Genomic DNA, 21,416 nt, shown 5'->3' with positions numbered 1-21,416 from the left:
CTCCTTTCGACTGTTTGAACGAGGTCCTCCTGTGCCGAGTGGCAAGGTCAAGTGGTACGACGCCGACAAGGGATTCGGCTTCCTCACCCGCGACGACGGCGGTGAGGTCTTCGTGCATTCATCCGCGCTGCCCACAGGTGCGGGCCCGCTGAAGCCCGGCCAGAAGGTCGAGTTCGGCGTGGCCGAGGGCCGTCGGGGCCAGCAGGCGCTCTCCGTCAGGATCCTGGAGCAGCCGCCGACGCTGGCCAAGACCAAGCCCAAGGGCAAGCGGAAGAAGCCGGACGAGATGGTGGTCATCGTCGAAGACCTCATCAAACTGCTCGACGATGTCTCCACCTCCTACCAGCGCGGCAAGCATCCCGACGCGGCGCACGCCAAGAAGATCGCGCAGGTGCTCAGGGCGGTCGCGGACGACCTCGACGCATGAGCCGCCGCCGTTCCCCGCTCAGCCGTGCGGGTTGGTGAGCGGCTTGGTGGGATCGACCCCACCACCCCGCTGCTCACCGGGACCGGGCTGGTGGCCGGGCTGCGGATCGGGCCGGACGTCCGGTCGGCGGTCGGGCCGGGGGCCGGGCTTGGCATCGGACTGAGGATCGGGCCAGGGATCGGGCCGGCCATCGGGCTGTGCGTCGGGCCGGAGGTCGGAGGCCACTTCGGCTTCGGCTTCCGCCCGTTGCCGGCGTAGTTTGCGTTCGGTCTCGCGTACGCGGCCTCTGCGCGAGACCAGCAACCAGCCGAGCGCCGCGATGAGCGCGACCGCCAGCGCCACCAGCCCGGCCGTGCTGCTCCGCGTGAGCGAGAGCACCAGGCCCACCAGCCCGCCGAACACCCAGGCGAGCTGCAGCACCGCCTCGACCACGCCGAACGTGGACGAGCGCACCTCCTCGCCGATCTCCCGCTGCACGATCGCGTCGAGCGCCAGCTTGCCCAGCTCCTGGGCGAACGCCGTGACCAGGGCGATGGCCAGCGCGGTCCACACCCCGAAGAAGACGGCCGTGACGCCGGCCGTCACCGCGGTCACCGCCAGCGTGACCAGCACGATGAGCTGCGGTGAGTTGTTGCGCGTCCAGTTCGCGACCGCGGCGCCCACCAGGCCGCCCAGCCCGGCCGCGCCCGCCAGCAGCGCGATCGTCTTGGGGATGTCGAAGAACGGGTCGCGCGCCCACGGCTCGGCGGCCGCCAGCCACGGCACCGCCTCGTCCTGCACCAGGAACAGCAGGAAGAACAGCAGGAAACCGGAGAAGACGCGCAACGCCAGGTTCGCCCAGACGGCCTCGGCCACCGCGGGGCCCACCTTGAGCAGGGTGCGCCAGCGCGGGGGCCCGCCCTCCTCCTCCAGGTCGGGCGAGTCGATGTGGCGCGGCAGCCGTACGGCGGCGACGCCGAGCAGCAGGAAGGCCACCATCGCTACCCGCAGCACCACCGCGCTGCCGACGACGGCGGTCAGCCCCGCGCCGACCGGCACCGCCACCCCGGCCGCGACCAGCGTGAACAGCGCCACCCGCGCGTTCGCCGAGACGAGCCCGATGTCGGCGGGCAGCACGCTCGGCATGATCGCCGCCCGCGACACGTTGTACGACTTAGACAGAACCAGCACGCCCAGCGCCCCGATGAACAGCGTCGGCAGGTCGCCGGGCCCAACAGCCGCCGCCATGGCGAAGCACAGCAGCCCCCGACCGAACAGCGTGCCCGCCATCACGTAACGCCGCCCCGACCTGAACCGGTCGAGTATCGGCCCCACGAACGGCGCCAGCAGCGCGAACGGCAACATCGTGATGACCAGGTAGAGGGCCACGGAGCCGCGTGCCTCGCCGACGGGCACCCCGAAGAAGACCGTGCTGGCCAGCGCCACCGTGACGAGCGCGTCACTGGCGCTGTTGCCCGCCGACAGCTCGATCAGCCGGCCGAGCCCGGTGCGGCCGGCGCCGTTGGCGTAGGTGAGCCGGCGGGTGGCCTGGCCGACCTTCCTGGCGCCGCTCGCGGTGGCCTTGCCCGCCCGCGCGGTGCCGGTGACCGTGGCCCTGCCCGCGCGCACGGTGGCGCGGCCCGCGTCGGCGGCGCCGCGCGCCATCCGCCGCGAGACCTCGCGTGCCCGGTCCCAGCCACCCTCCACGCCTACCAGTCTTACCCGATCCGCGGGCGATCTCTGAGCCGGATCCGCCGTTGTGGGCCCCCGCACGTCCCGGGATGGGTGAGAATGAAGAGTGTGAGCGAACAGCACCTTTCGGCGGAGCCGGCCCGATGAGCCGCACCCGGGCCCGCGTCTCCGCTCCCGACCAGGCCTGTGTCGCCGCGGTCGATCTGGCTCGCGCCGCGGCCGAGGAGCTGGCGCGGCCGGGCGAGCCCGGCGAGCACCTCGGCTACGAAAGCGAAGGCGACCGGATCGTCACCCACTATTTCGCCTGCCTCGACCGCGCTTATCGCGGCTGGCGCTGGGCGGTCACGGTGACCCGAGCCTCGCGGGCGAAGAAGGTCACCGTCAGCGAGGCCGTCCTGCTGCCCGGCACCGGCGCGCTGCTGGCGCCCGAGTGGCTGCCGTGGAGCGAGCGGCTGCGTCCCGGCGATCTCGGCGTGGGCGATCTGCTGCCGACCGCGGATGACGACGACCGGCTGGCGCCGGGCTTCACCGAAGTCGACGACGACACCGACAGACAGATGGTTTTCGAGTACGGCCTGGGCCGGGCCCGTGTGCTCTCGGCCATTGGCAGAGACCGGGCTGCCAGACGCTGGCACGCGGGCGAGCACGGGCCACACACACCGATCGCACACGCCGCTCCCGCGCAGTGCTCCACCTGCGGCTTTTACTGGTTGCTCTCGGGTGAGCTCCGGCTGTCGTTCGGGGTCTGCACCAACGAGTACGCGCCGGACGACGGCAAGGTCGTCGCCGCCGACCACGGCTGCGGTGCCCATTCCGAGGCCGCGGTGCTGCCGCCGCCGGTCGAGCAGGCCATCCCGATCCTCGACGACCTGGGCTACGACCTCATGGAGGAGGAGGCCGGCTCGGTCGACGAATCCGCATCGGAGGAGCTCGGGCATTCCTGAGCCTGAGTGTCGGTGCGGGCCGCTAACCTACGGTGGCCCCCTACCCTCGACCAGGATCGTGATCGATGAGCGACACCTACGGCACTGACCGGCTGCGCGCAGCCGTCCTGTCTGCGTGGACGGCCTCGCCCGCCCGGTTCCGCGAAGACGCCAACGCGGAGGAGGACTTCGCGCTCGGCGGCTACCGCGACCGGCTGATCGTCGAGCTGGCGCAGAATGCCGCCGACGCGGCGCTGCGGGCGGGCGTGCCGGGGGTGTTGCGGCTGACGTTGCGCGGTGACGTGCTGACGGCCGCCAACACCGGCGCCCCGCTCGACGCCACCGGCGTGGAGAGCCTGTCCACGCTGCGCGCCTCGGGCAAGCGTGACGAGGCCGGCGCGGCGGGCAGGTTCGGCGTCGGATTCGCGGCGGTCGTGTCGGTCTGCGACTCGCCCTCGATCGGCTCGCGCGGGGCTCCTGCCGTGCGCTGGTCCCGTACGGAGACCGCGGCCATCGTGGCCGAGCTGCCCGCGCTTTCGGGCGAGCTGGCCGACCGGGGCGGGCACGTGCCGCTGCTGCGGCTGCCCTTCGACGAGCCGCCCCTCATCGACATCCCCGACGGCTTCGACACCCTCGTCCGGCTGCCGCTGCGCGACCAGACGAGCGTGGAGGCGGTGCGGCGCATGCTGGCCGAGGCCGGTCCCGCGCTGCTGCTCGGCCTGCCCGCGCTGGAGAGCATCGAGATCGACGTCGACGGGTCCACCCGCGCGGTGGTCGCCGACGGCTGGCACGTGGTGTCCGACTCCGGGGTGTTCACCCCCGAGGAGGTCGCCAGGCTCTTCGCCGACCGGCCCACGGAAGAGCGCGCCCGCCCCTTCTGGTCGCTGCGCTGGGCCGTTCCCGTGACCGGCACCGGCGAGCCGGGCGCCCTGCCCGCCTCCGTGCCGCCCGTGGTGCACGCCCCGACGCCCAGCGACGAGCCCATCGACCTGCCCGCGCTGCTCATCGCCTCGTTCCCGATGGCCACCGACCGGCGCCACGTGGCCAAGGGGCCGCTGACCGACTTCCTGGTCGAGCGGGCCGCCGACGCCTACGTCCGCCTGCTGCGCGAGCTGCCCCGCACGTCCAAGCTGCTCGATCTGGTGCCCTCGCTGATGGGCAAGGGCGAGCTCGACGCCCGGGTGCGCAGGGCGGTGCTGCGGCGCCTGCCCGACACGCCGCTGCTGCCCGCCCTGTCCGCGCCCGCGCCCGTCGTGCAGACGCCTTCCTTCGCCGACGCGCGGGTCTACGAGCCCGACGCGGAGTGGCAGGTCGAGCAGCCCGCGCCCGAGCCCGAGGGCGACGGCTGGGTGGTGCCGGGCCGCGAGGCGGCCGTCGTGGCCTCCGCCTCGGCCGAGCTGCTCGACACGGTCGCCGGCTTCGTGCCGGGCCTGCTGCCCGCCGGCTGGCCCGCCCGCCATCCCGCCATGACCGCGCTCGGCGTGCGCAGGGTCGAGCTGGCCGACGTCGTCGACCTGCTGTCCGGCGAGGCCGCCGAGGCGCGCGAGCCGTCCTGGTGGCGCGCGCTCTACGAGGTCCTGCCCGCCGACGACCCCGAGTCGCTGGGCGCGCTGCCGGTGCCGCTGAGCGACGGCAGGCTCGTCCGCGGCCCGCGCGGCACGCTGATCCTGACCGACGGCGGGGCCGAGCTCGACCTGTCGCCGCTCGGGCTGCGCATCGTGCACCCCGAGGCGGCCCATCCCGCGCTGCTGCGGCTCGGCGCCGCCGAGGCCACGCCCAGGACCGTGCTCGACGACCCGCTGACCAAGGCCGCCGTCGCGCAGTCGCTCGACAGCCCCGATCCCGAGCCGGTGGCGCGGGCCGTGCTGTCGTTGGTGGAGGCGTCCGGGCTGGCGCCCGGCGAGGCGCCGTGGCTGGCCGAGCTGGCCCTGCGCGGCAGCGACGGCGAGCTCTACCCTGCCGGTGAGCTCATGCTGGCCGAGGGGGCGCTGGCCGGGCTGCTGGAGTCCGACACGCATCTCGGGGTGGCCGCGTCCGAGCTGGAGGAGACCTACGGCGCGCGGGTGCTGGCGGCGGCGGGGGTGCTCGACGGGTTCGCCGTCGTGCACGAGCCCGACGTGCTGCTCGACCCCGACGACTGCGACCACGACCTCGACGGTGAGGCCGACTGGCTCGACCACGTGCTCGACCTGCTGCCCGAGCTCGACGTGCCGCCGCTGGTGCCCGAGTTCCTGGCGGTGCGCGACCTGGAGCTGGTGGCCGACTGGCCGGCCGCGCTCCGGCTGCTCACCACGCCGCCGCTGCGGGCCGCGCTCCACCCGCTGCGCGTCGAGGGCGTGGAGGTGCCGTCCTACACGGCCTGGTGGCTGGCCAATCACGCCGTGCTGGACGGGCGCAAGCCGCTGGAGCTGCGCCTGCCCGGGGCCGACCCGCTGCTGCAGGGCCTCTACGCCGACGCGCCCACCGGGCTCGACGAGGCCGCGCTGTCGATGCTCGGGGTCCGTACGACGCTGGCCGAGCTGCTGGCCTCCCACGGCGGCCCGGAAGAGCTGCTCGACCTGATGGCCGACGAGTCCATCGAGGTCGACCGGGCCCAGTTGCGGGCCCTGTGGACCGCGCTGGCCGCCGTGGACCCGTCGCGGGTCGCGCCGCCGTCGCGGGTGCGGGCCGTGCTCGAAGGGGCCATCGTGGTCGCCTCGGCGGACGACGCCGTCGTGGTGGAGGCGCCCGACCTGCTGCAACTGGTCAGAGAGCGGCCGCTGGTGCTGGCCTCCTACGACCTGGCCGAGTCGCTGTCCGAGCTGCTCGACCTGCCGCTCGCCGGTGAGCTCACCTCGGGCGAGGTCACCTCCGAAGGGGTCAGGCGTGACGTGCCCGCCGAGGTCAGGTCCCTGCTGCCCACCACGCCGGCCACGTATGTGGAGCACGAGAAGCTGCTGGTCGACGGGGTGGAGTGCGCTTGGCGGTTCTTCGAGGGGGACGTGCACTGCACCGGGGTCGACGGGCTGGCCAGGGGGCTCGCCTGGGCCACCGGGCAGTGGAACGACCGGCTCGCGGTGGCGGCGCTGCTGCGCGACCCGGGCTCGGTGCCACTCCTGCTCGCGGAGGCCGACCTGTCCTGAGCGCCGACCTGAGCGCGAGGGTCCGGTGATTTGTGCTCTTTGACAGGCAAGAGCCGGGGAGGCGCCCCCATACGGCCTCCCCGGTGCGTCGTGCGGCGCCGGTCAGGCGGCGCAGGTGGTGCCGTTCGACGGGAGCTTGCCGTCCAGCAGATAGGCGTTCACCGTCTTCATGACACAGCCGTTGCCGGTCAGGTAGGCGCCGTGGCCCTCGCCCTCGTAGGTCACCAGGACGCCCGTCTTGAGCTGGTCCATCAGCTTGCCGGCCCACTGGTACGGCGTGGCGGGGTCGCCCTTGCCGCCGATGACCACGATGGGCGCCGAGCCGGTGGCGTCGATGCGCTTGGCCGCGTCGTCCCCGAACACCTGCCAGTAGGCGCACGCTCCGGTGGCCCCGTCGAAGGAGAGGATCGGGAAGATCTTCTTCACCTTCTCGTTGACCCGGGCGGTCTCCGCGGCGTTCGGCCGCTCGGTGTTGTCCGCGCAGTTGATCGCCGCCAGACTCGCCATCATCGTCGAGTACGTCCCGTCCGCCCTGCGCCCGGTGTAGGAGTCGGCCAGGGCGAGCAGGATGGTGCCGTTGCCCTTGATCGCGGCGGCGGTCGCCTGCTCCAGCACCGGCCAGGTCTGCTGCGAGTACAGCGGCGTGATGATGGCCAGTTGGCCCAGGCCGTTGGTGAGCTCGCGGTCCCCGACCTTGAGCGGCTTGGTCTTGAGCCCCTCGACGAAGTCCGCGACCGTCTTCTCCACCGCCGCCGGATCGGCGCCCAGCTCGCAGCTCTTGGCCACGCAGTCCTTGGCGAACGCCGCGAACGCCTGGGCGAAGCCGGACGCCTGGATGACGGCCCGCTCCTCGAACGTCACGGTCGGGTCGAAGGCGCCGTCCAGGACGAAGCGGCCGACCTTCTTGGGGAACTGGGTGGCGTAGACGGCGCCGAGATGGGTGCCGTACGAGAAGCCGAAGTAGTTGAGCTGTTCGTCCCCGAGCGCGCCGCGCAGGAGGTCGAGGTCCTTGGCGGCGTTGACGGTGCCGACGTGCGGGAGGATCTTGCCGGATTCCTTCGCACAGGCGGCGGCGTACTCCTTCACCAGCGCGTCCTGGTCGGCGTCCGGGTTGGAGGTGAGCAGATCCTCGGTCTCGTCGCCGCACGTGACGCCCGAGCTGCGGTCCACGCCGCGCGGGTCGAAGCTGACCAGGTCGTAGCTCTTGCCCAGGCCGGCGAACGCCGTGGCGGCCATGGCCAGGGTGTCCACGCCCGAGCCGCCGGGGCCGCCGAAGTTGAAGACCAGCGAGCCGGCGCGGTCGCCGGTGGCCTTGATGCGGATGAGCGCGAGGTCGATCTTCTCGCCGTCCGGCTTGGCGTGGTCGAGGGGGACAGGGAGCTTGCCGCACTCGACGTTGGCGGCCGGGGTGGCCGGCTTGCCGTCGGGTCCGATGAGGTCGGTGCACGCGCCCCAGGCCACCGTGCCTGTGCCTGTGCCCGTGCCTGTGCTGGTGGCCGCCGGCTTGGTGCTGTCGCCCGCGGGTGCTGAAGTGCCGCCGGTGCCGCAGGCGGTGAGGACCGCGGCTCCCAGGAGAAGGGTCACTATGGGCTTCTTCATGCATCAAGGATGGGATGGCAGGCATATGCCGATGTAGTGGGTGGAAACACCACTTGCAGATGACTTCGGCGAACAGCCGGACATGACGAATGTCAGCTCCCGTAGGGAACGACCTGCCGGATCCGGGGCGCCGCGACCTGGGCGGTCAGCCGTTTCTGGGGCGGCGGACGAACCAGAGGCCGAGCAGGCCGAAGGCGATGCCGGTCACGCAGGTCCAGATCCACCACGAGTTCTCCGGGGCCGGGCGGAAGATCAGCAGGGCGACCAGCGCGACGGCCCAGGCGGCCGTGCCGATGGCGACGGCGGCGGTGTCGTTGGTCTTGATGGGCTCCGGATCGGGATGCCACTGCTGCTTCACGTTGTCCAGCCTAGCTTCCAATAGGGTCTCGATCTCATCACTGGCTCTTTTCGCAGTTCACCACCTACTGTCACCCTTCGCGTCGTGAGCGACACACGTAATGCAATCGATCGTTTCTTCGCGATCTCCGCACGAGGTTCGACCGTCTCCCGTGAGGTACGGGGAGGCTTGGCCACGTTCTTCACGATGGCCTACATCGTGGTACTCAATCCCCTGATCCTGGCCAACGGCAAAGATGTGACCGGCGAGTTCATCGGTGACGGCACGACCCCGAACGTGCCGCTCGTCGCCGCGGGCACGGCCTTCGTGGCCGGTGTGCTGTCGATCCTCATGGGGGTCGTCGGCAAGGTGCCCTTCGCGATGGCGGCCGGGCTCGGCCTGAACGCCTTCGTCACCTTCAGCATCGCCTCCGTGATGACCTGGGAAGAGGCCATGGGCCTGGTCTTCCTCGAAGGCGTCCTCATCACGATCCTGGTGCTGACCGGGTTGCGGACGGCCGTGTTCCACGCCATCCCGGCCCAGCTCAAGACCGCCATCAGCGTGGGCATCGGGTTGTTCATCGCGTTGATCGGCTTCGTGGACGCCGGATTCGTCCGCAAGGGCGCCGGCACGCCGCTGGAGCTGGGCATCGGCGGCAACCTCACGTCGTGGCCGATCTTCGTGTTCATCGTCGGGTTGCTGGCCACGGCCGCGATGGTGGCGCGCAAGGTCAAGGGCGCCATCCTCATCGGCATCGTCGGCACCACGGTCCTGGCCGTCATCGTCGAACTGCTGGCCAAGGTGGGCCGCGCCTCGGCCGACAACCCGGGCGGCTTCCAGCTCAACCTGCCCGCCGTGCCCGACCAGATCCTCGGCTTCCACAACCCGCTCGTGCTCTTCACCGAGTTCGACCCGTTCGGCGGGTTCGTCCGTGTGGACGTGCTGCTCGCCGGGTTGTTCGTGTTCACGCTGCTGATCACGGACTTCTTCGACACCATGGGCACCATCGTGGGCGTCGGGCGGCAGGCGGACCTGGTGCAGGAGGACGGGACGCTGCCGCGTACCAAGCAGATCCTGCTCGTCGACTCGCTGGGCGCGGCGGTGGGCGGCGCGGGCTCGGTCTCCTCGAACACCACCTACATCGAGTCGGCCGCCGGCGTCGGCGAGGGCGCTCGCACTGGCCTCGCCAGCGTGGTCACGGGGCTGCTGTTCCTGGTGGCCATCTTCTTCGCGCCGCTGGTCCAGGTGGTGCCGTACGAGGCCGCCGCCCCCGCGCTGGTGCTGGTCGGGTTCATGATGATGACCGCGGTACGGGACATCGACTGGAACGACTTCGAGATCGCCATCCCGGCGTTCCTCACCGTGGTGCTCATGCCGTTCACGTACTCGATCTCCAACGGCATCGGCGCCGGCTTCATCACGTACGTGCTGATCAAGGTGGTGCGCGGCAAGGCGCGGGAGATCCACCCGCTGCTGTGGGGCGTGGCCTTCCTCTTCGCGCTCTACTTCGCGATCGGCCCGATCAGGGCGCTGCTCGGCATCTGACCACCCGCTCGATTCGGCCGGCACGTCGAGCACGTTGTGTACGTTGAGCACGTCACGGCGGGTCGAGCCGGGTCGAGCTGGCCGAAACCCCTAGAAACCCCTAGAAACCCCTAGAAACCCTTCGAAACCGATCGAAGCCGCTCCGCGCAGGCGGGGCGGCTTCGAGGTATCAAGGGATCAGACGAACGTTCTGTACGGAAATATCCCACCATGCCGTATAGTTAGCAAAGGTAATGACTCATGCTAACCAAACCCCAGCCCAAGACGAACCTGCGCAGCGACGCGGGTCTCGCTTCAGCCCTGCGCGTTTCACTCGCAAGGCTGAACCGACGCCTACGACGACAGGCGGCAGTGCACACACTGACTCCCACCCAGTTCGCGACGCTCGCCGCGGTGGAACGGCATTCCGGGATAACCCCCGGCGAATTGGCCGAGCTCGAGAAGGTGCAGCCGCCCTCGATGACCCGCGTGATCGCCGCGCTAGAGGAGCGTGGCCTGGTCGCCCGCAGCCCGCATCCGACCGACCGGCGGCAGGTGACCGTCTCGGTGACCGAGGCCGCCGAGAAGCTGCTGAAGGAGGAACGACGCCGCAAGGAAGCGTGGCTGACGCAACGACTGAAGGAGCTGTCTCCGGAAGAGAGAGCGATCCTCAGGCAGGCGGCGCCGCTGCTGGAGAAGCTCAGCAGGATATAGAGCCTGAAGAACCCAAGACCGGGATGTTCCGGTCGCTCAGGATACGTAATTACCGCATGTTCAGCGCGGGCGGCGCGGTGTCCAACGTCGGCACCTGGCTGCAGCGCACCGCTCAGGACTGGCTGATCCTCGATCTCACCCACGGCAGCGCGAGCGCCCTCGGTACGGCGACCGCGCTGCAGTTCCTGCCGATGCTGCTCTTCGGGATGTTCGGCGGCGTGCTCGCCGACCGCTACCCCAAGCGCCCGATCCTCATCACCGCCCAGACGCTCATGGCCGGCCTCGCGCTCACCATCGGCGTGCTGACGATGACGGGCACCGCCCAGGTCTGGCACGTGTACGTCATGGCGTTCCTGCTCGGCATGATCTCCTGCGTGGAGGTGCCGACGCGGCAGGCGTTCGTGGTCGAGATGGTCGGCCGTGAGGACCTGCCCAACGCCATCGCCCTGAACAGCTCCATCTTCAACCTCGCCCGCGTGCTCGGCCCGGCGCTCGCCGGCGTGCTGATCTACGTGCTCGGCGGCACGGGGCCGCTGTTCCTGATCAACGCCCTGACCTTCGGCGGCGTGATCTCCAGCCTGGTCTTCATGCGCAAGGCCGAGCTGAACCTCTCCGAGCCGGTGCCCAGGGCCAAGGGACAACTGCGCGAAGGGCTCCGGTACGTGCTCCAGCACGAGGAGCTGCTGATGCCGGTGCTGCTGATCGCGTTCGTGTCGATGTTCTCGCAGTCGTTCTCGATGTCGATCGCGCTCATGGCCCGCGAGGTGTTCGCGGCCGGGGCATCCTCGTTCGGGCTGGCGTCCAGCATGTTCGCGGTGGGAGCGTTCGGCGGCGCGCTGCTCGCGGCGCGGCGGGCGCGGCTGTCGCGGAAGGTGCTCTTCGCGGGGGCGATCGGGTTCGGCCTGTTCCAGATCCTGACTGGGATCGCGCCGTTCTACCCCGTTTATCTGCTGCTGCTGGTCCCCACCGGGATCGCGCTGATCACCATCAACACGGCGGCCAACGCCAGCGTCCAGATCGCCACGTCCCCTGAGATGAGGGGCCGGGTCATGGGCATCTACATGCTGGTCTTCACCGGCGGAGCTCCTCTCGGGGCACCGCTGATCGGCTGGCTGTCCGAAATGGGCGGGCCACGCATGGGCGTGATCCTCTCCGGTGCGCTGGTGCTGGTGGGCACGGGTCTTGCCGTGGTGGTCACCCGGCTGATCAGCTCACGGGTTGGCCGGCCGGCGCTCGCGGTGGCATGAGTCATTCGTACGCCGCGAGCGAGAACCCTGGAAACTCGGCGACGCCTGTGAGCCTTTGACCGCAGGTCGGCGGCCCTGGGCCGGTGTGACGGGTGAGGCGAGGCCGGGGCAGAATCGCATGACATGAAGCTCTTCACGGCACTTCCCGCACCGCCGGCATGAGGCTGTTCGCGGCCCTGGTGCCGCCCGATGAGGTGCTGGACGAGATCTCCCGTGCCATCGCCCCGCACGTCGGTCAGGTGCCCGGCCTGCGCTGGCCTGATCGTGCCACCTGGCACATCACGCTGGGCTTCTTCGGCGAGGTGCCCGAGCGGGTGCTGCCCGAGCTGGAGACGCGCCTGGCCCGGGCCGTGGCTCGCCACCCCGTGCCGGAGCTTTCGTTCGACCGGTTCGGCGCCTTCTCCTCCGTACGCCGGGCGCGGGTCTTCTGGGCGGGCGTCACCGGCGACCCCATGACCAGGCTCGCCGACTCCGTCAAAGCGGGCGCCCGCCGGGCCGGGGCGTCCCAGACGGACGACAAGCGTTTCCACCCGCACCTCACCCTGGCCAGGGCCAAGACGGAGCTCGACCTCAGCGATTTGGTCGAGTCGCTGGCCGGCTTCAGCGGCACCGTGTGGCGGGCCGAGCGCGTCCACCTGGTCCAGAGCCATGGCGGAGCGCAGGTGAGGTACGAGTCACTCGCCGAATGGGCGCTGGCACCCGCCGAGCGGGGCTAGGCTCCAGGTCGTGGATCGTCCTCGCCCCTGGCTGCTGCCCATCGTGCTCGGCCTTCTTCTGCTGATCGTGATCATCGGCGCCTGGCTGAGCTGAGGCGCCCGGCTGACGTAAGGGTCCCCAGTCGTGGCCCCCGGTTGCCGGTCCCAGTTGCGGGTCCCCGGTCCCGGCCGCCACCCGACCGCCCGCTCCACCCCTCCGCCTCACCGAACGGGCACGGCCGCGCCGTCACGCTCGCAGAACCGCACACACCGCTCCGCTACGGCCACGTCGCCCTTGTCGGGCCGCACGCGTCGCCCTGGCAAGCCGGAGCCCGGCGGAGCGTTGCGCCGCCGGGCCACGACCCATACGCGGTCCTACCAGGCGTAGTCCTCAGGCGCCGTGCGGTGCCCGGGGAAGATCTCGTCGATGCGGGCCAGGGCGGCCTCGTCGAGGTCGATCTCCAGGGCGCGCAGGCTGCCTTCGAGCTGTTCCATCGTGCGCGGCCCGATGATCGGCGCGGCGACGGCGCGCTGCTTGAGCAACCAGGCCAGAGCCACGTTGGCCGGGTCCTCGTTGAGCTCGTCGCAGAACTTCTCCCACTGCTCGATCTTGTCGCGGTGCCGTTCGAGCTGCTTGACCATGTTGTCGGCGGCCGAGCGGCCCTTGTCGATCTTGCGCAGCACGCCGCCGAGCAGGCCGCCGGCCAGCGGGCTCCACGGGATGACGCCGAGGCCGTAGTCCTCGCACGCGGGCAGCACTTCGAGCTCGGGGGCCCGGGTGAGCAGGTTGTAGTGGGACTGCTCGCTGATCAGGCCGGTGAAGTTGCGGCGGGCCGCCGTCTCCTGGGCCTTGGCGATGTGCCAGCCCGCGAAGTTGGACGAACCCACGTAAATGATCTTGCCCTGCTGGCGCAGGACCTCCATGGCCTCCCAGAACTCCTCGAACGGGGTGTCCCGGTCGACGTGATGTGCCTGGTAGATGTCGATGTAGTCGGTCTGCATCCGCTTCAGCGAAGCGTCGCAGGCCCGGCGGATGTTGAGGGCGGACAGCCGGCGTTCGTTGGGCCAGTCGCCCATGTCGCCGTAGACCTTGGTCGCGAGGACCGTCTTCTCCCGGCGCCCGCCGCCCTGGGCGAACCACCGGCCGAGGATGTTCTCGGTGATCCCCGCGCCCTTCTGGCCCCCATAGACGTTCGCCGTGTCGAAGAAGTTCAGCCCCAGCTCGTGAGCCCGGTCCATGATCGCGAAGGAGTCTTCCTCCGTGGTACGCGGGCCGAAGTTCATGGTGCCGAGGCTGAGCGGGCTCACCAGGAGACCGCTGCGTCCGAGATTGACGTAGTCCATGACTTCACCCTAGATAGCTGGAGTGCACTCCAGGCCAGGGGGTGGATCCATGAACTCGGTCGACACGGGCGCCTGGCGGGCGCATCATCGTTCGCGATGATCGCCCTGCTTCGCGCCGCTGTGCCGCTCTTCCTCGCCATGATCACCGGTCAGCTCGGCTCGCTCGTGGTCACCTCGGTGCTCGGTAACCATGCCACGGTCACGCTGGCGGCCTTCGCGGTGGTGACCGCCGTGCTCAATCCTGCCAGCACGGCCGTGCAGGGCTCGCTGCGCGGTCTCGGGCCGTTCGTCGCGCCGTACCGGGACGATCCGGCGGCGGCGGTGCCCGTGATCAGGGACGCCCGCTGGCTGAGCATGACCACCGGGCTGGTCGGCGCCACGGCCGTCGCCTGCGTGCCGCTGCTCGCGGGGGCCACCGGGGTGCCCGGCGAGGTGGTGGCGGAGATGGGGGCGCTGCCGTATCTGCTGGCGGTGTATCTGCTCGTCTTCGCCTCCACCGGCGGCGCCACCACTATCCTGGTCGCGCTCGGGCGCAGCGGGAGCGTGATGTGGCCGACTCTGTCGTTCGCGGCGCTGCTGGGCGGGCTGAGCGCCGTGCTGGTGCCCGCGCTGGGGCTGACCGGGGTCGGCGTGGCCTGGGTGATCGCGGGCGTGGTGTCGGCGGTGGTGGCCGACCTCAGCCTGCGCCGGGCGCTCGGCCGGGCGATCGGCCAGGCCAGGCCCAGGATCCGCGAGATCATCACCCTGGCGAAGGTCAGCATCCCGCTGGCCGGCACCGTGCTGATCAAGTTTGCCGTGCTGGGCGTGGTCACCCTCGCCGCGAGCACCACCGGCACCCGTGACACCGCCGCCCACGCGGTGCTGACCACGCTCACCGGCTTCATGATGGTGACCTCCCTGTCCATCGCCTCGGCCGCGTTGCCCGACGTGGCGCGCGCCACCGACGCCGCCGGAGCCCGGCGGGCCCATCGCGGCGCGGTTCTGCTCGCCATAACAGGGACGTTTGTGGTGGCCGGTCTGCTGCTCGGGTTCGGGGAAAATCTGCTGGTGCTGTTCAGCGACGACGCCGCCGTCCGGGACCGGGTGCTCGGGCTGCTGCCGCTGATGCTGCTGGCGTCCGCGCTCGACGCGGCGCAGGCGGTGCAGGGCATGGGCCTCACCGCGCTCAAGCGCTCGTCGTTCAGCCTGATGTTCCTCGCGATCGGGTACGGCCTGCTGCTCCTGGCCGCCGTGCCCGTGGCCGGGACCTGGGGCATCACCGGCCTGTGGACGGCCATGGCGGTGGCCAACGGGCTCCTGGTCGTCATGCAGGGCACCGGTTTCCACCGCCACAGCGCCAAGCTGGGCGCGCCTGGAACCTCGGCAGAGACAGTTCACCCGCCCACGCCTGATACGTGTACGAAGCCACCTGCCGCACCCGGCCGCTCATGACGTTCACCGCGCACCCCGTCTCCAGCGAACGCCGACGGCCGCGGACGAACGCTCCGAAGCCCTCTTCGGTTACAGACGCGGGCGGGCGCCACGCCCTTGGAAGGCGGGCTCGCGGCGGTGCGTGGGGCATGATGGCGGCGTGGGGGACTTCGTGACCAGGGTGCTCGCCGCCGTCGCGGCTCTTCTTCTGCTGCCCGCCGCGCCCGCCTTCGCGGCGGACGACGACGGCACGGAGAAGCTGTTCGCGTTCAAGGATCCGCGGATCACGGAGTCGAGCGGGCTGGCGGTGTCGCCGACGTACGACGGCGTCTATTACACCCACAACGACAGCGCCGCCGCGCCCACCTTCTATGCCGTGGACGGCCGGGGGCGTACGCGGGCCACCTTCCAGGTACGCGGGGCCGAGGCGCGCGACTGGGAGGCGATGGCCGCCACCAAGGACGCGGAGACCGGCAGGGGCGTGCTCTGGTTTGCCGACATCGGCGACAATCTGGACGGCGCGTGGCCGAACGTCTCGGTCTACAAGGTGACGGAGCCGCGTACGCTCAGAGACGCCACGCTGCCCGCCGTCCGCTACCGCTTCAGGTACGCCGACGGCGCCCGCAACGCCGAAGGCGTCATGATCAACCCGGTGACGGGGCGGCTCTACGTGGTCTCCAAGGAGTTCTCCGGCTCGGTCTACGCGGCGCCGAGGAAACTGCGCAGTGACAAGGTCAACGTGCTGCGCAAGATCAGCGGCGCGCCCATCATGGCCACGGACGCCGCCTACGCCCCCGACGGCTCGTCCTACGTCGTGCGCACCTACTTCTCCGCCACCCTGTTCAAGCCCACGGGCGAGACGATCACCAAGGTGACGATGCCGGAGCTGAAGCAGGCGGAGTCGATCGCGTACACGGCCGACGGGAAGGCGCTGCTCACCGGCACGGAGGGGCCCGGCAGCCCGGTCTACCGCGTGCCGCTCCCCGATACCGTGCGGCCCACCGCCACGCCCAGCCCGGCCAGGGCGGAGGAGCGCGACCCGCCGGTGACCGCGCAGCAGGCGGACTCGTCCGGGGGCGGGCTGACCGCCACGGACGTCCTCATCTGGCTGGCCGCCGCCGCGGCCGCCATCGGAGTGATCACCTTCCTGGCCCGCAGGACCCGCTGACACCTGCACCGACGCGAGAGGGCACGCCGGTCAGGGGCGGCGCATGGTCGCGGTGAACAGGTCGCCTCTCAGCGCGCGCTCGACCACCTCGATCGACCGCGCCAGCCGCACCAGCCGCGGCCCCTCCTGCCGGTAGGTGTCGAGCACCGCCTCGATGGCGTGCGGCGGCAGGTGCCCCTTGAGGTCGACGGCCGCCGCCCGGTATCCGGCCCGCGCGGCCTCGACGGCGGAGTTGACGTGGTGGCGGGCCATGGCGGCCAGCGCCACGGGGTGCCGCCTGAGCACCTCGTACGCCCGGTAGTCGGGCGGGACCGCGTCGAGCAGCCACGCCACGGCCGTGCCCTCCCAGTCGGGCACACTGGGCGGCCGAACCTCGGGCGGCCACTCCGGCGGCAGATACATGAGGCCATCGTACTCACGTTCGATTCCCGGCTGTGAGACTGCCGGGCCATGATGGAGTGATGCCGCGACCAAGGGTGATCGTCTTTGACGCGATGGGAGTTCTGTACCGGTACGGCGATGTGCAAGGCCGTGTCCTGATCCCGTACCTGCGTGTGCAGGGATGCGGGCGGAGCGAGGCCGAGATCCGTGCCGCCTACCGTTCCGTCACGCTCGGACGCATCACGACCGGCCAGTTCTGGGCGGTGGCCGGGCTGCCTGAGGAAGGCCGTGACGCGGACTACTGCCAGGAGCATCGACTCGCCGAGGGTGCTCTGGAGGCGCTCGCCGAGCTGGCGGGCGACGGTCTGGAGCTCGCCTGCCTGAGCAACGACACGGCGGTCTGGTCCGCGCTCGTCCGCCGGCGTTTCGGCCTGGAAAGGCACATCCGGCGGTGGTTCATCAGCTCCGATCTGCGGGCCCGCAAGCCCGACGCGGCCGCCTACCGGGCGGCGCTCAGCGCGCTGGGCGCCGTTCCTGAGGAGGTGGTGTTCGTGGACGACCGGCCGGGCAATCTCGCTCCCGCGCGTTCACTGGGGATGCGGACGATCCTCTTCCACAGCGACGACACCGCCGCCCACCCCGAACCCGCCGCCGAACGAGACCCGTACCGCAGCGTCAGGACGATGCCGGAGCTGGTCGCCGCCATCCGCTCGGCACCGATGGACGGGCGACGACCGTCCGGCGACGGCGGCTGAGCCCGCTTGTCCGGCTCGCCGGGATATGGCGGTCCTGCGTGGATGGTCGGAAAATCGGAGGTGTGAGGGAGAAGATCGGAGTCGTGGGCGCGGGCATCGTCGGCCTGGCCGTGGCGCGGGAGCTGGCCGCCGTCAGGGGTGCCGAGGTCACCGTGCTGGAGAAGGAGGGGCGCGTCGGCGCCCACCAGACCGGGCACAACAGCGGTGTCGTGCACGCGGGGATCTACTACCCGCCGGGCTCGCTGAAGGCCAGGTTGTGCCGGGAGGGTGTGGCGCTGCTGAAGGAGTACTGCGCCGCGCGCAAGGTGGCCTACCAGGAGGTCGGCAAGCTGGTGATCGCGAGCACGCGGGCCGAGCGGCCCCGGCTGAGCGCGCTGGCCGAGCGGGCGCGGGCCAACGGCGTGCCGGGCATCGCCGAGCTGGACGCGCTGGCGTTGCGTGAGATCGAGCCGCACGCGGTCGGTGTCGGCGCCGTGCACTCGCCGTACACCGCGATCTGCGACTTTCCCGGCGTCGCGCGCCGGCTCGCGCTGGACGTGGCCGAGCTGGGAGGGTCCGTACGGCTGGGGCAGCCGGTCAGGGCGATCAGGGAGCGGGCGGGCCGGGTCGAGGTGCTGGCGGGCAGGCGCAGGCACGTCTTCGACCAGCTCGTGGTGTGTGGCGGGCTGGGTACCGACGCGGTGGCCAGGATGGCGGGGGCGCCGGGGGACGTGCGGATCGTCCCGTTCAGGGGGGAGTTCTACGCGCTCAAAGGGGCTGCGCGGGACCTCGTGCGGGGGCTGGTCTATCCGGTGCCGGATCCGCGGTACCCGTTCCTCGGCGTGCATCTGACGCGGCAGGTCGACGGACGGGTGCTGGTGGGGCCGAACGCGGTGCTCGCGCTCGCGTACGAAGGCTACAGATGGCGAAATATCCGTAATTTCGGGCAAATTCTGAGCTGGCCGGGCACCCTGCGCATGGCCCGCGCCCACTGGCGCACGGGCCTGAGGGAGGTCCGCGGCTCGCTCCTCAAGAGCGCGTTCGTCGCCGACGCCCGCCGCTACGTCCCCGAGCTCACCGCGAATGACCTGGAACGGGCCCCGGGCGGCGTACGAGCGCAGGCCGTGGCCCGCGACGGCCGCCTGCTCGACGACTTCGTCGTGGACGTGCACGGCAGGGTCGTCCTCGTCCGCAACGCGCCCTCGCCCGCGGCGACCTCAAGCCTGGCTATTGCCCGGCATATCACCGGAATTGTCCCAGCACTCGTCCGATGAGGGCATCCTTGGAGGTGATGGAATCACGCCTGCTGATAGTCGAGGACGACCCGAACATCCTCGAACTCCTCGCCGCGAGCCTCAGGTTCGCGGGTTTCGACGTGTGCACGGCGAAGAGCGGCCTCGACGCCGTGGCCTCGGTGCAACGGCACCGCCCCGACCTCGTCGTGCTCGATGTCATGCTGCCCGACCTCGACGGTTTCGAGATCGTCAGACGGTTGCGCGGCGGCGGGGTGCACACCCCCGTGGTCTTCCTCACCGCCCGTGACGGGACCGAGGACAAGATCCGCGGGCTGACGCTCGGCGGCGACGACTACGTGACCAAGCCGTTCAGCCTGGAGGAGGTGGTCGCCAGGATCCACGCCGTGCTGCGCCGTACGAGCGGGGACTCACCGGCGGCGCCGCCCCGGCTCACGTTCGCCGACATCGAGCTGGACGAGGAGAGCCACGAGGTGTGGCGCGGCGGCAACGCCGTCGCGCTGTCGCCGACCGAGTTCAAGCTGCTGCGTTACTTCATGACGAACGCCGGCCGCGTCCTGTCCAAGCCGCAGATCCTCGACCACGTGTGGGACTACGACTTCCGCGGCGAGGTGGGCATCGTCGAGTCGTACGTGTCCGTGCTCCGCCGGAAGATCGACAACCGCAGCCCGCGGCTCATCCACACCCTGCGGGGTGTCGGCTACGTCCTGCGTCTGCCACCGAGTCCCTGATGCGCGGCCTGCCGCTGAGGATCAAGCTGATCGCGTCGATGCTGACCCTGCTCGGCTTCGGCATGTTCTTCATCGGCCTGGTGAGCGTGTCCGTACTGCACGGCTACCTGATCGACCGGGTGGACAGCCAGCTCCACCTGCTCAGCGCGCGCATGGAGAAGAAGGTCAGGAGCGACTGGAGGAAGGACAGGGAGACGGCCGAACGGCCGATCCTCATCGAGTCCGACGCCATCGCTCTGGTCAAGGAGCCGAACAGCGACTTCGTGCCGATGCTGACCGACCGGGACGTGGACGCCAAGCCCAAGCCCGTCCTGTCGGCGTCGCCCGGCCGCGAGCCCTACACCGCGCCCGCCCGGAACGGGCCCGGCGAGTGGCGGGTGCTGGAGACCGTGGACAGGTGGCGCACGCTGGTGGTCGCGGTGGACCTAGAGGAGGTCGACGCGATCACCCGGCGGCTGGTGCTCATCGAGCTGCTGGGCGGCGGCGGCATCCTGCTCATCCTGGCCGTGGCCGGCGTCACGATCGTCCGGCACAGCATGCGGCCGCTCGGCGAGATCGAGCGTACGGCCGAGGCCATCGCCGCCGGCGAGCTGGGCCGGCGGGTGCCGGACGGCGACCCGCGCACCGAGGTGGGCGGCCTGGCCAGGTCGCTGAACGGGATGCTGGCCCAGATCGAGGCCGCGTTCGTGGCCAGGTCGGACTCCGAGGAGGCGGCCCGGCGCTCCGAGGACCGTATGCGCCAGTTCGTCGGCGACGCCTCGCACGAGCTGCGCACCCCGCTGACCTCCATCCGCGGCTTCGCCGAGTACGCCAGGCAGAACCCGGGCGCCGACCCCGCCGAGCTGATGCAGCGCGTGGAGCAGGCCGCGGGCCGGATGAGCGTGCTGGTGGACGACCTGCTGCTGCTGGCCAGGGTGGACCAGCAGCGGCCGCTGCGGATGCAGCCGGTGGACATGCTGGCGCTGGCGGCGGACGCCGTACAGGATGCCCGGATCATCGCGCCCGACCGGGTGATCAAGCTGGACGTGGTCGGCGGCACGGCGCTGATCGTCTCCGGCGACGAGGTACGCCTGCGCCAGGTCGTCAGCAACCTCGTCACCAACGCCCTCGTGCACACCGACCCCGGCTCCCCGATCATCGTGCGTACGGGGACGAGCGGGGACAAACTGTTCATCGAGGTCGTCGACCAGGGCCCAGGACTCACTCCCGAGCAGATCGAGCACGTCTTCGAGCGCTTCTACCGGGCCGACTCCGCCCGCTCGCGCCGTCGCTCCGCCGAGGACCGGGGCAGCGGGCTCGGCCTGGCCATCGTGCAGGCCCTCGTCCAGGCCCACGACGGCACGGTCACCGTGGACAGCTCGCCGGAGGCCGGCTCGACCTTCCGGGTCGAACTCCCACTCGCCTTGGAGTGAGCCTTCAGCTAACCCTCAGGCTGCTGCGTCACTCTAAGTAGGTGACGAAACCCGAGGCGTTGATCATGGTGGTGGACGACGAGCCCAGCATCAGGGATCTGCTCTCCGCCAGCCTGCGCTTCTCCGGGTTCGAGGTCCTGACCGCCGCCGACGGCGAGGAAGCCGTCGAGGTGGCCGTGCGGGCCTCCCCCGACCTGGTGGTGCTGGACGTGATGCTGCCCGATCTGGACGGGTTCGAGGTGGCCAGGCGGATTGACGCGCCCGTGCTCTTCCTGACCGCCCGCGAGGCCACCGAGGACAAGATCACGGGGCTGCGGGTCGGGGACGACTACGTGACCAAGCCGTTCAGCCTGGAGGAGGTCCAGGCCAGGATCAGGGCGGTGCTGCGGCGTACGCGCGGTGAGTCCGCGCCCGCCAGCCGGCTCAAGGTGGCCGACCTGGAGCTGGACGAGGACGCCCGCGAGGTCTGGCGCGGCGGCCGTCAGGTGCGCCTGTCGCCGACCGAGTTCAAGCTGCTGCACTACTTCATGGTCAACGCCGGGCGCGTGCTGTCGAAGGCGCAGATCCTCGACCACGTGTGGAACTACGACTTCGGCGGCGACGCGGGCGTGGTCGAGTCGTACGTCTCCTACCTCAGACGCAAGGTGGACGACGTCGAGCCGCGGCTCATCCACACCCTGCGCAGCGTCGGTTACGTGCTTAGAGAGCCGCCGCCCGGTTAGTT

Annotated in this window: 19 protein-coding genes; 14 read left to right on the top strand and 5 right to left on the bottom strand. The window is 70.9% G+C overall.

Annotated features, from left to right (window positions below):
• Positions 1-31 precede the first annotated feature (31 nt).
• On the top strand, positions 32-427 hold the full coding sequence (locus AB0C27_RS35570; protein WP_326634559.1) for a cold-shock protein: 396 nt from the start codon (positions 32-34) through the stop codon (positions 425-427).
• An 18-nt stretch (positions 428-445) separates the two neighbouring features.
• Here the strand turns inward: AB0C27_RS35570 and AB0C27_RS35565 are convergent, their stop codons facing one another.
• A complete protein-coding gene (locus tag AB0C27_RS35565; protein WP_357853337.1) occupies positions 446-2,113 on the bottom strand; it encodes an MFS transporter in 1,668 nt (555 codons plus the stop codon).
• Positions 2,114-2,241: 128 nt separating this feature from the next.
• On the opposite strand from AB0C27_RS35565, the gene AB0C27_RS35560 reads away from it, so the two are divergent.
• Together AB0C27_RS35560 and AB0C27_RS35555 are read left to right on the top strand one after the other, a co-directional pair.
• Positions 2,242-3,042: a DUF3027 domain-containing protein gene (locus tag AB0C27_RS35560; RefSeq protein WP_357853336.1), complete on the top strand. Its 801-nt coding sequence runs from the start codon at positions 2,242-2,244 to the stop codon at positions 3,040-3,042.
• 65 nt (positions 3,043-3,107) lie between these two features.
• Entirely contained in the window at positions 3,108-6,143 is a 3,036-nt protein-coding gene (locus AB0C27_RS35555; RefSeq protein WP_357853333.1) for a hypothetical protein, read from the top strand.
• Between the two features lie 102 nt (positions 6,144-6,245).
• On the opposite strand, the gene AB0C27_RS35550 is transcribed toward AB0C27_RS35555, so the two are convergent.
• Complete coding sequence (locus AB0C27_RS35550; RefSeq protein ID WP_357853330.1) at positions 6,246-7,742, bottom strand: alpha/beta hydrolase; 1,497 nt, start codon at positions 7,740-7,742, stop codon at positions 6,246-6,248.
• 145 nt (positions 7,743-7,887) lie between these two features.
• Complete coding sequence (locus tag AB0C27_RS35545) at positions 7,888-8,100, bottom strand: DUF2530 domain-containing protein (protein WP_346110691.1); 213 nt, start codon at positions 8,098-8,100, stop codon at positions 7,888-7,890.
• Positions 8,101-8,184: 84 nt separating this feature from the next.
• On the opposite strand from AB0C27_RS35545, the gene AB0C27_RS35540 reads away from it, so the two are divergent.
• The 4 genes from AB0C27_RS35540 to thpR all read left to right on the top strand — a co-directional run bounded on the left by AB0C27_RS35540 (position 8,185) and on the right by thpR (position 12,280).
• On the top strand, positions 8,185-9,624 hold the full coding sequence (locus AB0C27_RS35540) for an NCS2 family permease (RefSeq protein WP_346110692.1): 1,440 nt from the start codon (positions 8,185-8,187) through the stop codon (positions 9,622-9,624).
• A 240-nt stretch (positions 9,625-9,864) separates the two neighbouring features.
• Positions 9,865-10,317, top strand: a complete 453-nt coding sequence (locus AB0C27_RS35535; RefSeq protein ID WP_357853326.1) for a MarR family transcriptional regulator — start codon at positions 9,865-9,867, stop codon at positions 10,315-10,317.
• Between the two features lie 23 nt (positions 10,318-10,340).
• Entirely contained in the window at positions 10,341-11,564 is a 1,224-nt protein-coding gene (locus tag AB0C27_RS35530) for an MFS transporter (protein ID WP_357853323.1), read from the top strand.
• 158 nt (positions 11,565-11,722) lie between these two features.
• A complete protein-coding gene (thpR, locus tag AB0C27_RS35525; RefSeq protein WP_357853320.1) occupies positions 11,723-12,280 on the top strand; it encodes an RNA 2',3'-cyclic phosphodiesterase in 558 nt (185 codons plus the stop codon).
• Positions 12,281-12,634: 354 nt separating this feature from the next.
• Here thpR and AB0C27_RS35520 read toward each other — a convergent pair whose 3' ends face one another.
• Complete coding sequence (locus tag AB0C27_RS35520; RefSeq protein ID WP_106250633.1) at positions 12,635-13,603, bottom strand: aldo/keto reductase; 969 nt, start codon at positions 13,601-13,603, stop codon at positions 12,635-12,637.
• A 96-nt stretch (positions 13,604-13,699) separates the two neighbouring features.
• On the opposite strand from AB0C27_RS35520, the gene AB0C27_RS35515 reads away from it, so the two are divergent.
• Together AB0C27_RS35515 and AB0C27_RS35510 are read left to right on the top strand one after the other, a co-directional pair.
• Positions 13,700-15,034 carry an MATE family efflux transporter gene (locus tag AB0C27_RS35515; RefSeq protein WP_357853317.1) on the top strand — a complete coding sequence of 445 codons (1,335 nt, stop codon included), beginning with the start codon at positions 13,700-13,702 and terminating at the stop codon, positions 15,032-15,034.
• 139 nt (positions 15,035-15,173) lie between these two features.
• The gene (locus tag AB0C27_RS35510) at positions 15,174-16,181 is read left to right on the top strand and encodes a hypothetical protein (protein ID WP_357853314.1); all 1,008 of its coding nucleotides are present in this window, start codon (positions 15,174-15,176) and stop codon (positions 16,179-16,181) included.
• A gap of 30 nt (positions 16,182-16,211) precedes the next feature.
• Here the strand turns inward: AB0C27_RS35510 and AB0C27_RS35505 are convergent, their stop codons facing one another.
• Positions 16,212-16,583 carry a hypothetical protein gene (locus tag AB0C27_RS35505; RefSeq protein ID WP_346110704.1) on the bottom strand — a complete coding sequence of 124 codons (372 nt, stop codon included), beginning with the start codon at positions 16,581-16,583 and terminating at the stop codon, positions 16,212-16,214.
• A 59-nt stretch (positions 16,584-16,642) separates the two neighbouring features.
• Here AB0C27_RS35505 and AB0C27_RS35500 point away from each other — a divergent pair, with 59 nt between their 5' ends.
• The 5 genes from AB0C27_RS35500 to AB0C27_RS35480 all read left to right on the top strand — a co-directional run bounded on the left by AB0C27_RS35500 (position 16,643) and on the right by AB0C27_RS35480 (position 21,414).
• On the top strand, positions 16,643-17,317 hold the full coding sequence (locus AB0C27_RS35500) for an HAD-IA family hydrolase (protein ID WP_357853311.1): 675 nt from the start codon (positions 16,643-16,645) through the stop codon (positions 17,315-17,317).
• Between the two features lie 62 nt (positions 17,318-17,379).
• Positions 17,380-18,570, top strand: coding sequence for an L-2-hydroxyglutarate oxidase (gene lhgO, locus AB0C27_RS35495; protein WP_357853308.1), 1,191 nt, complete (start codon positions 17,380-17,382; stop codon positions 18,568-18,570).
• Between the two features lie 17 nt (positions 18,571-18,587).
• On the top strand, positions 18,588-19,280 hold the full coding sequence (locus AB0C27_RS35490; RefSeq protein WP_357853305.1) for a response regulator transcription factor: 693 nt from the start codon (positions 18,588-18,590) through the stop codon (positions 19,278-19,280).
• Positions 19,280-20,692 (top strand): HAMP domain-containing sensor histidine kinase, encoded by a 1,413-nt coding sequence (locus tag AB0C27_RS35485; protein ID WP_357853302.1) that lies wholly within the window; start codon positions 19,280-19,282, stop codon positions 20,690-20,692. The genes AB0C27_RS35490 and AB0C27_RS35485 overlap by 1 nt, the downstream gene beginning before the upstream one ends.
• 65 nt (positions 20,693-20,757) lie before the next feature.
• On the top strand, positions 20,758-21,414 hold the full coding sequence (locus AB0C27_RS35480; RefSeq protein ID WP_357853497.1) for a response regulator transcription factor: 657 nt from the start codon (positions 20,758-20,760) through the stop codon (positions 21,412-21,414).
• Positions 21,415-21,416 lie beyond the last annotated feature (2 nt).

It is taken from the genome of Nonomuraea sp. NPDC048882 (assembly GCF_040649755.1).
Classification (GTDB): domain Bacteria; phylum Actinomycetota; class Actinomycetes; order Streptosporangiales; family Streptosporangiaceae; genus Nonomuraea; species Nonomuraea maheshkhaliensis.
The sequence above is the reverse complement of the archived record's forward strand: the minus strand, read 5'-3'. Positions and strand labels throughout refer to the sequence as shown.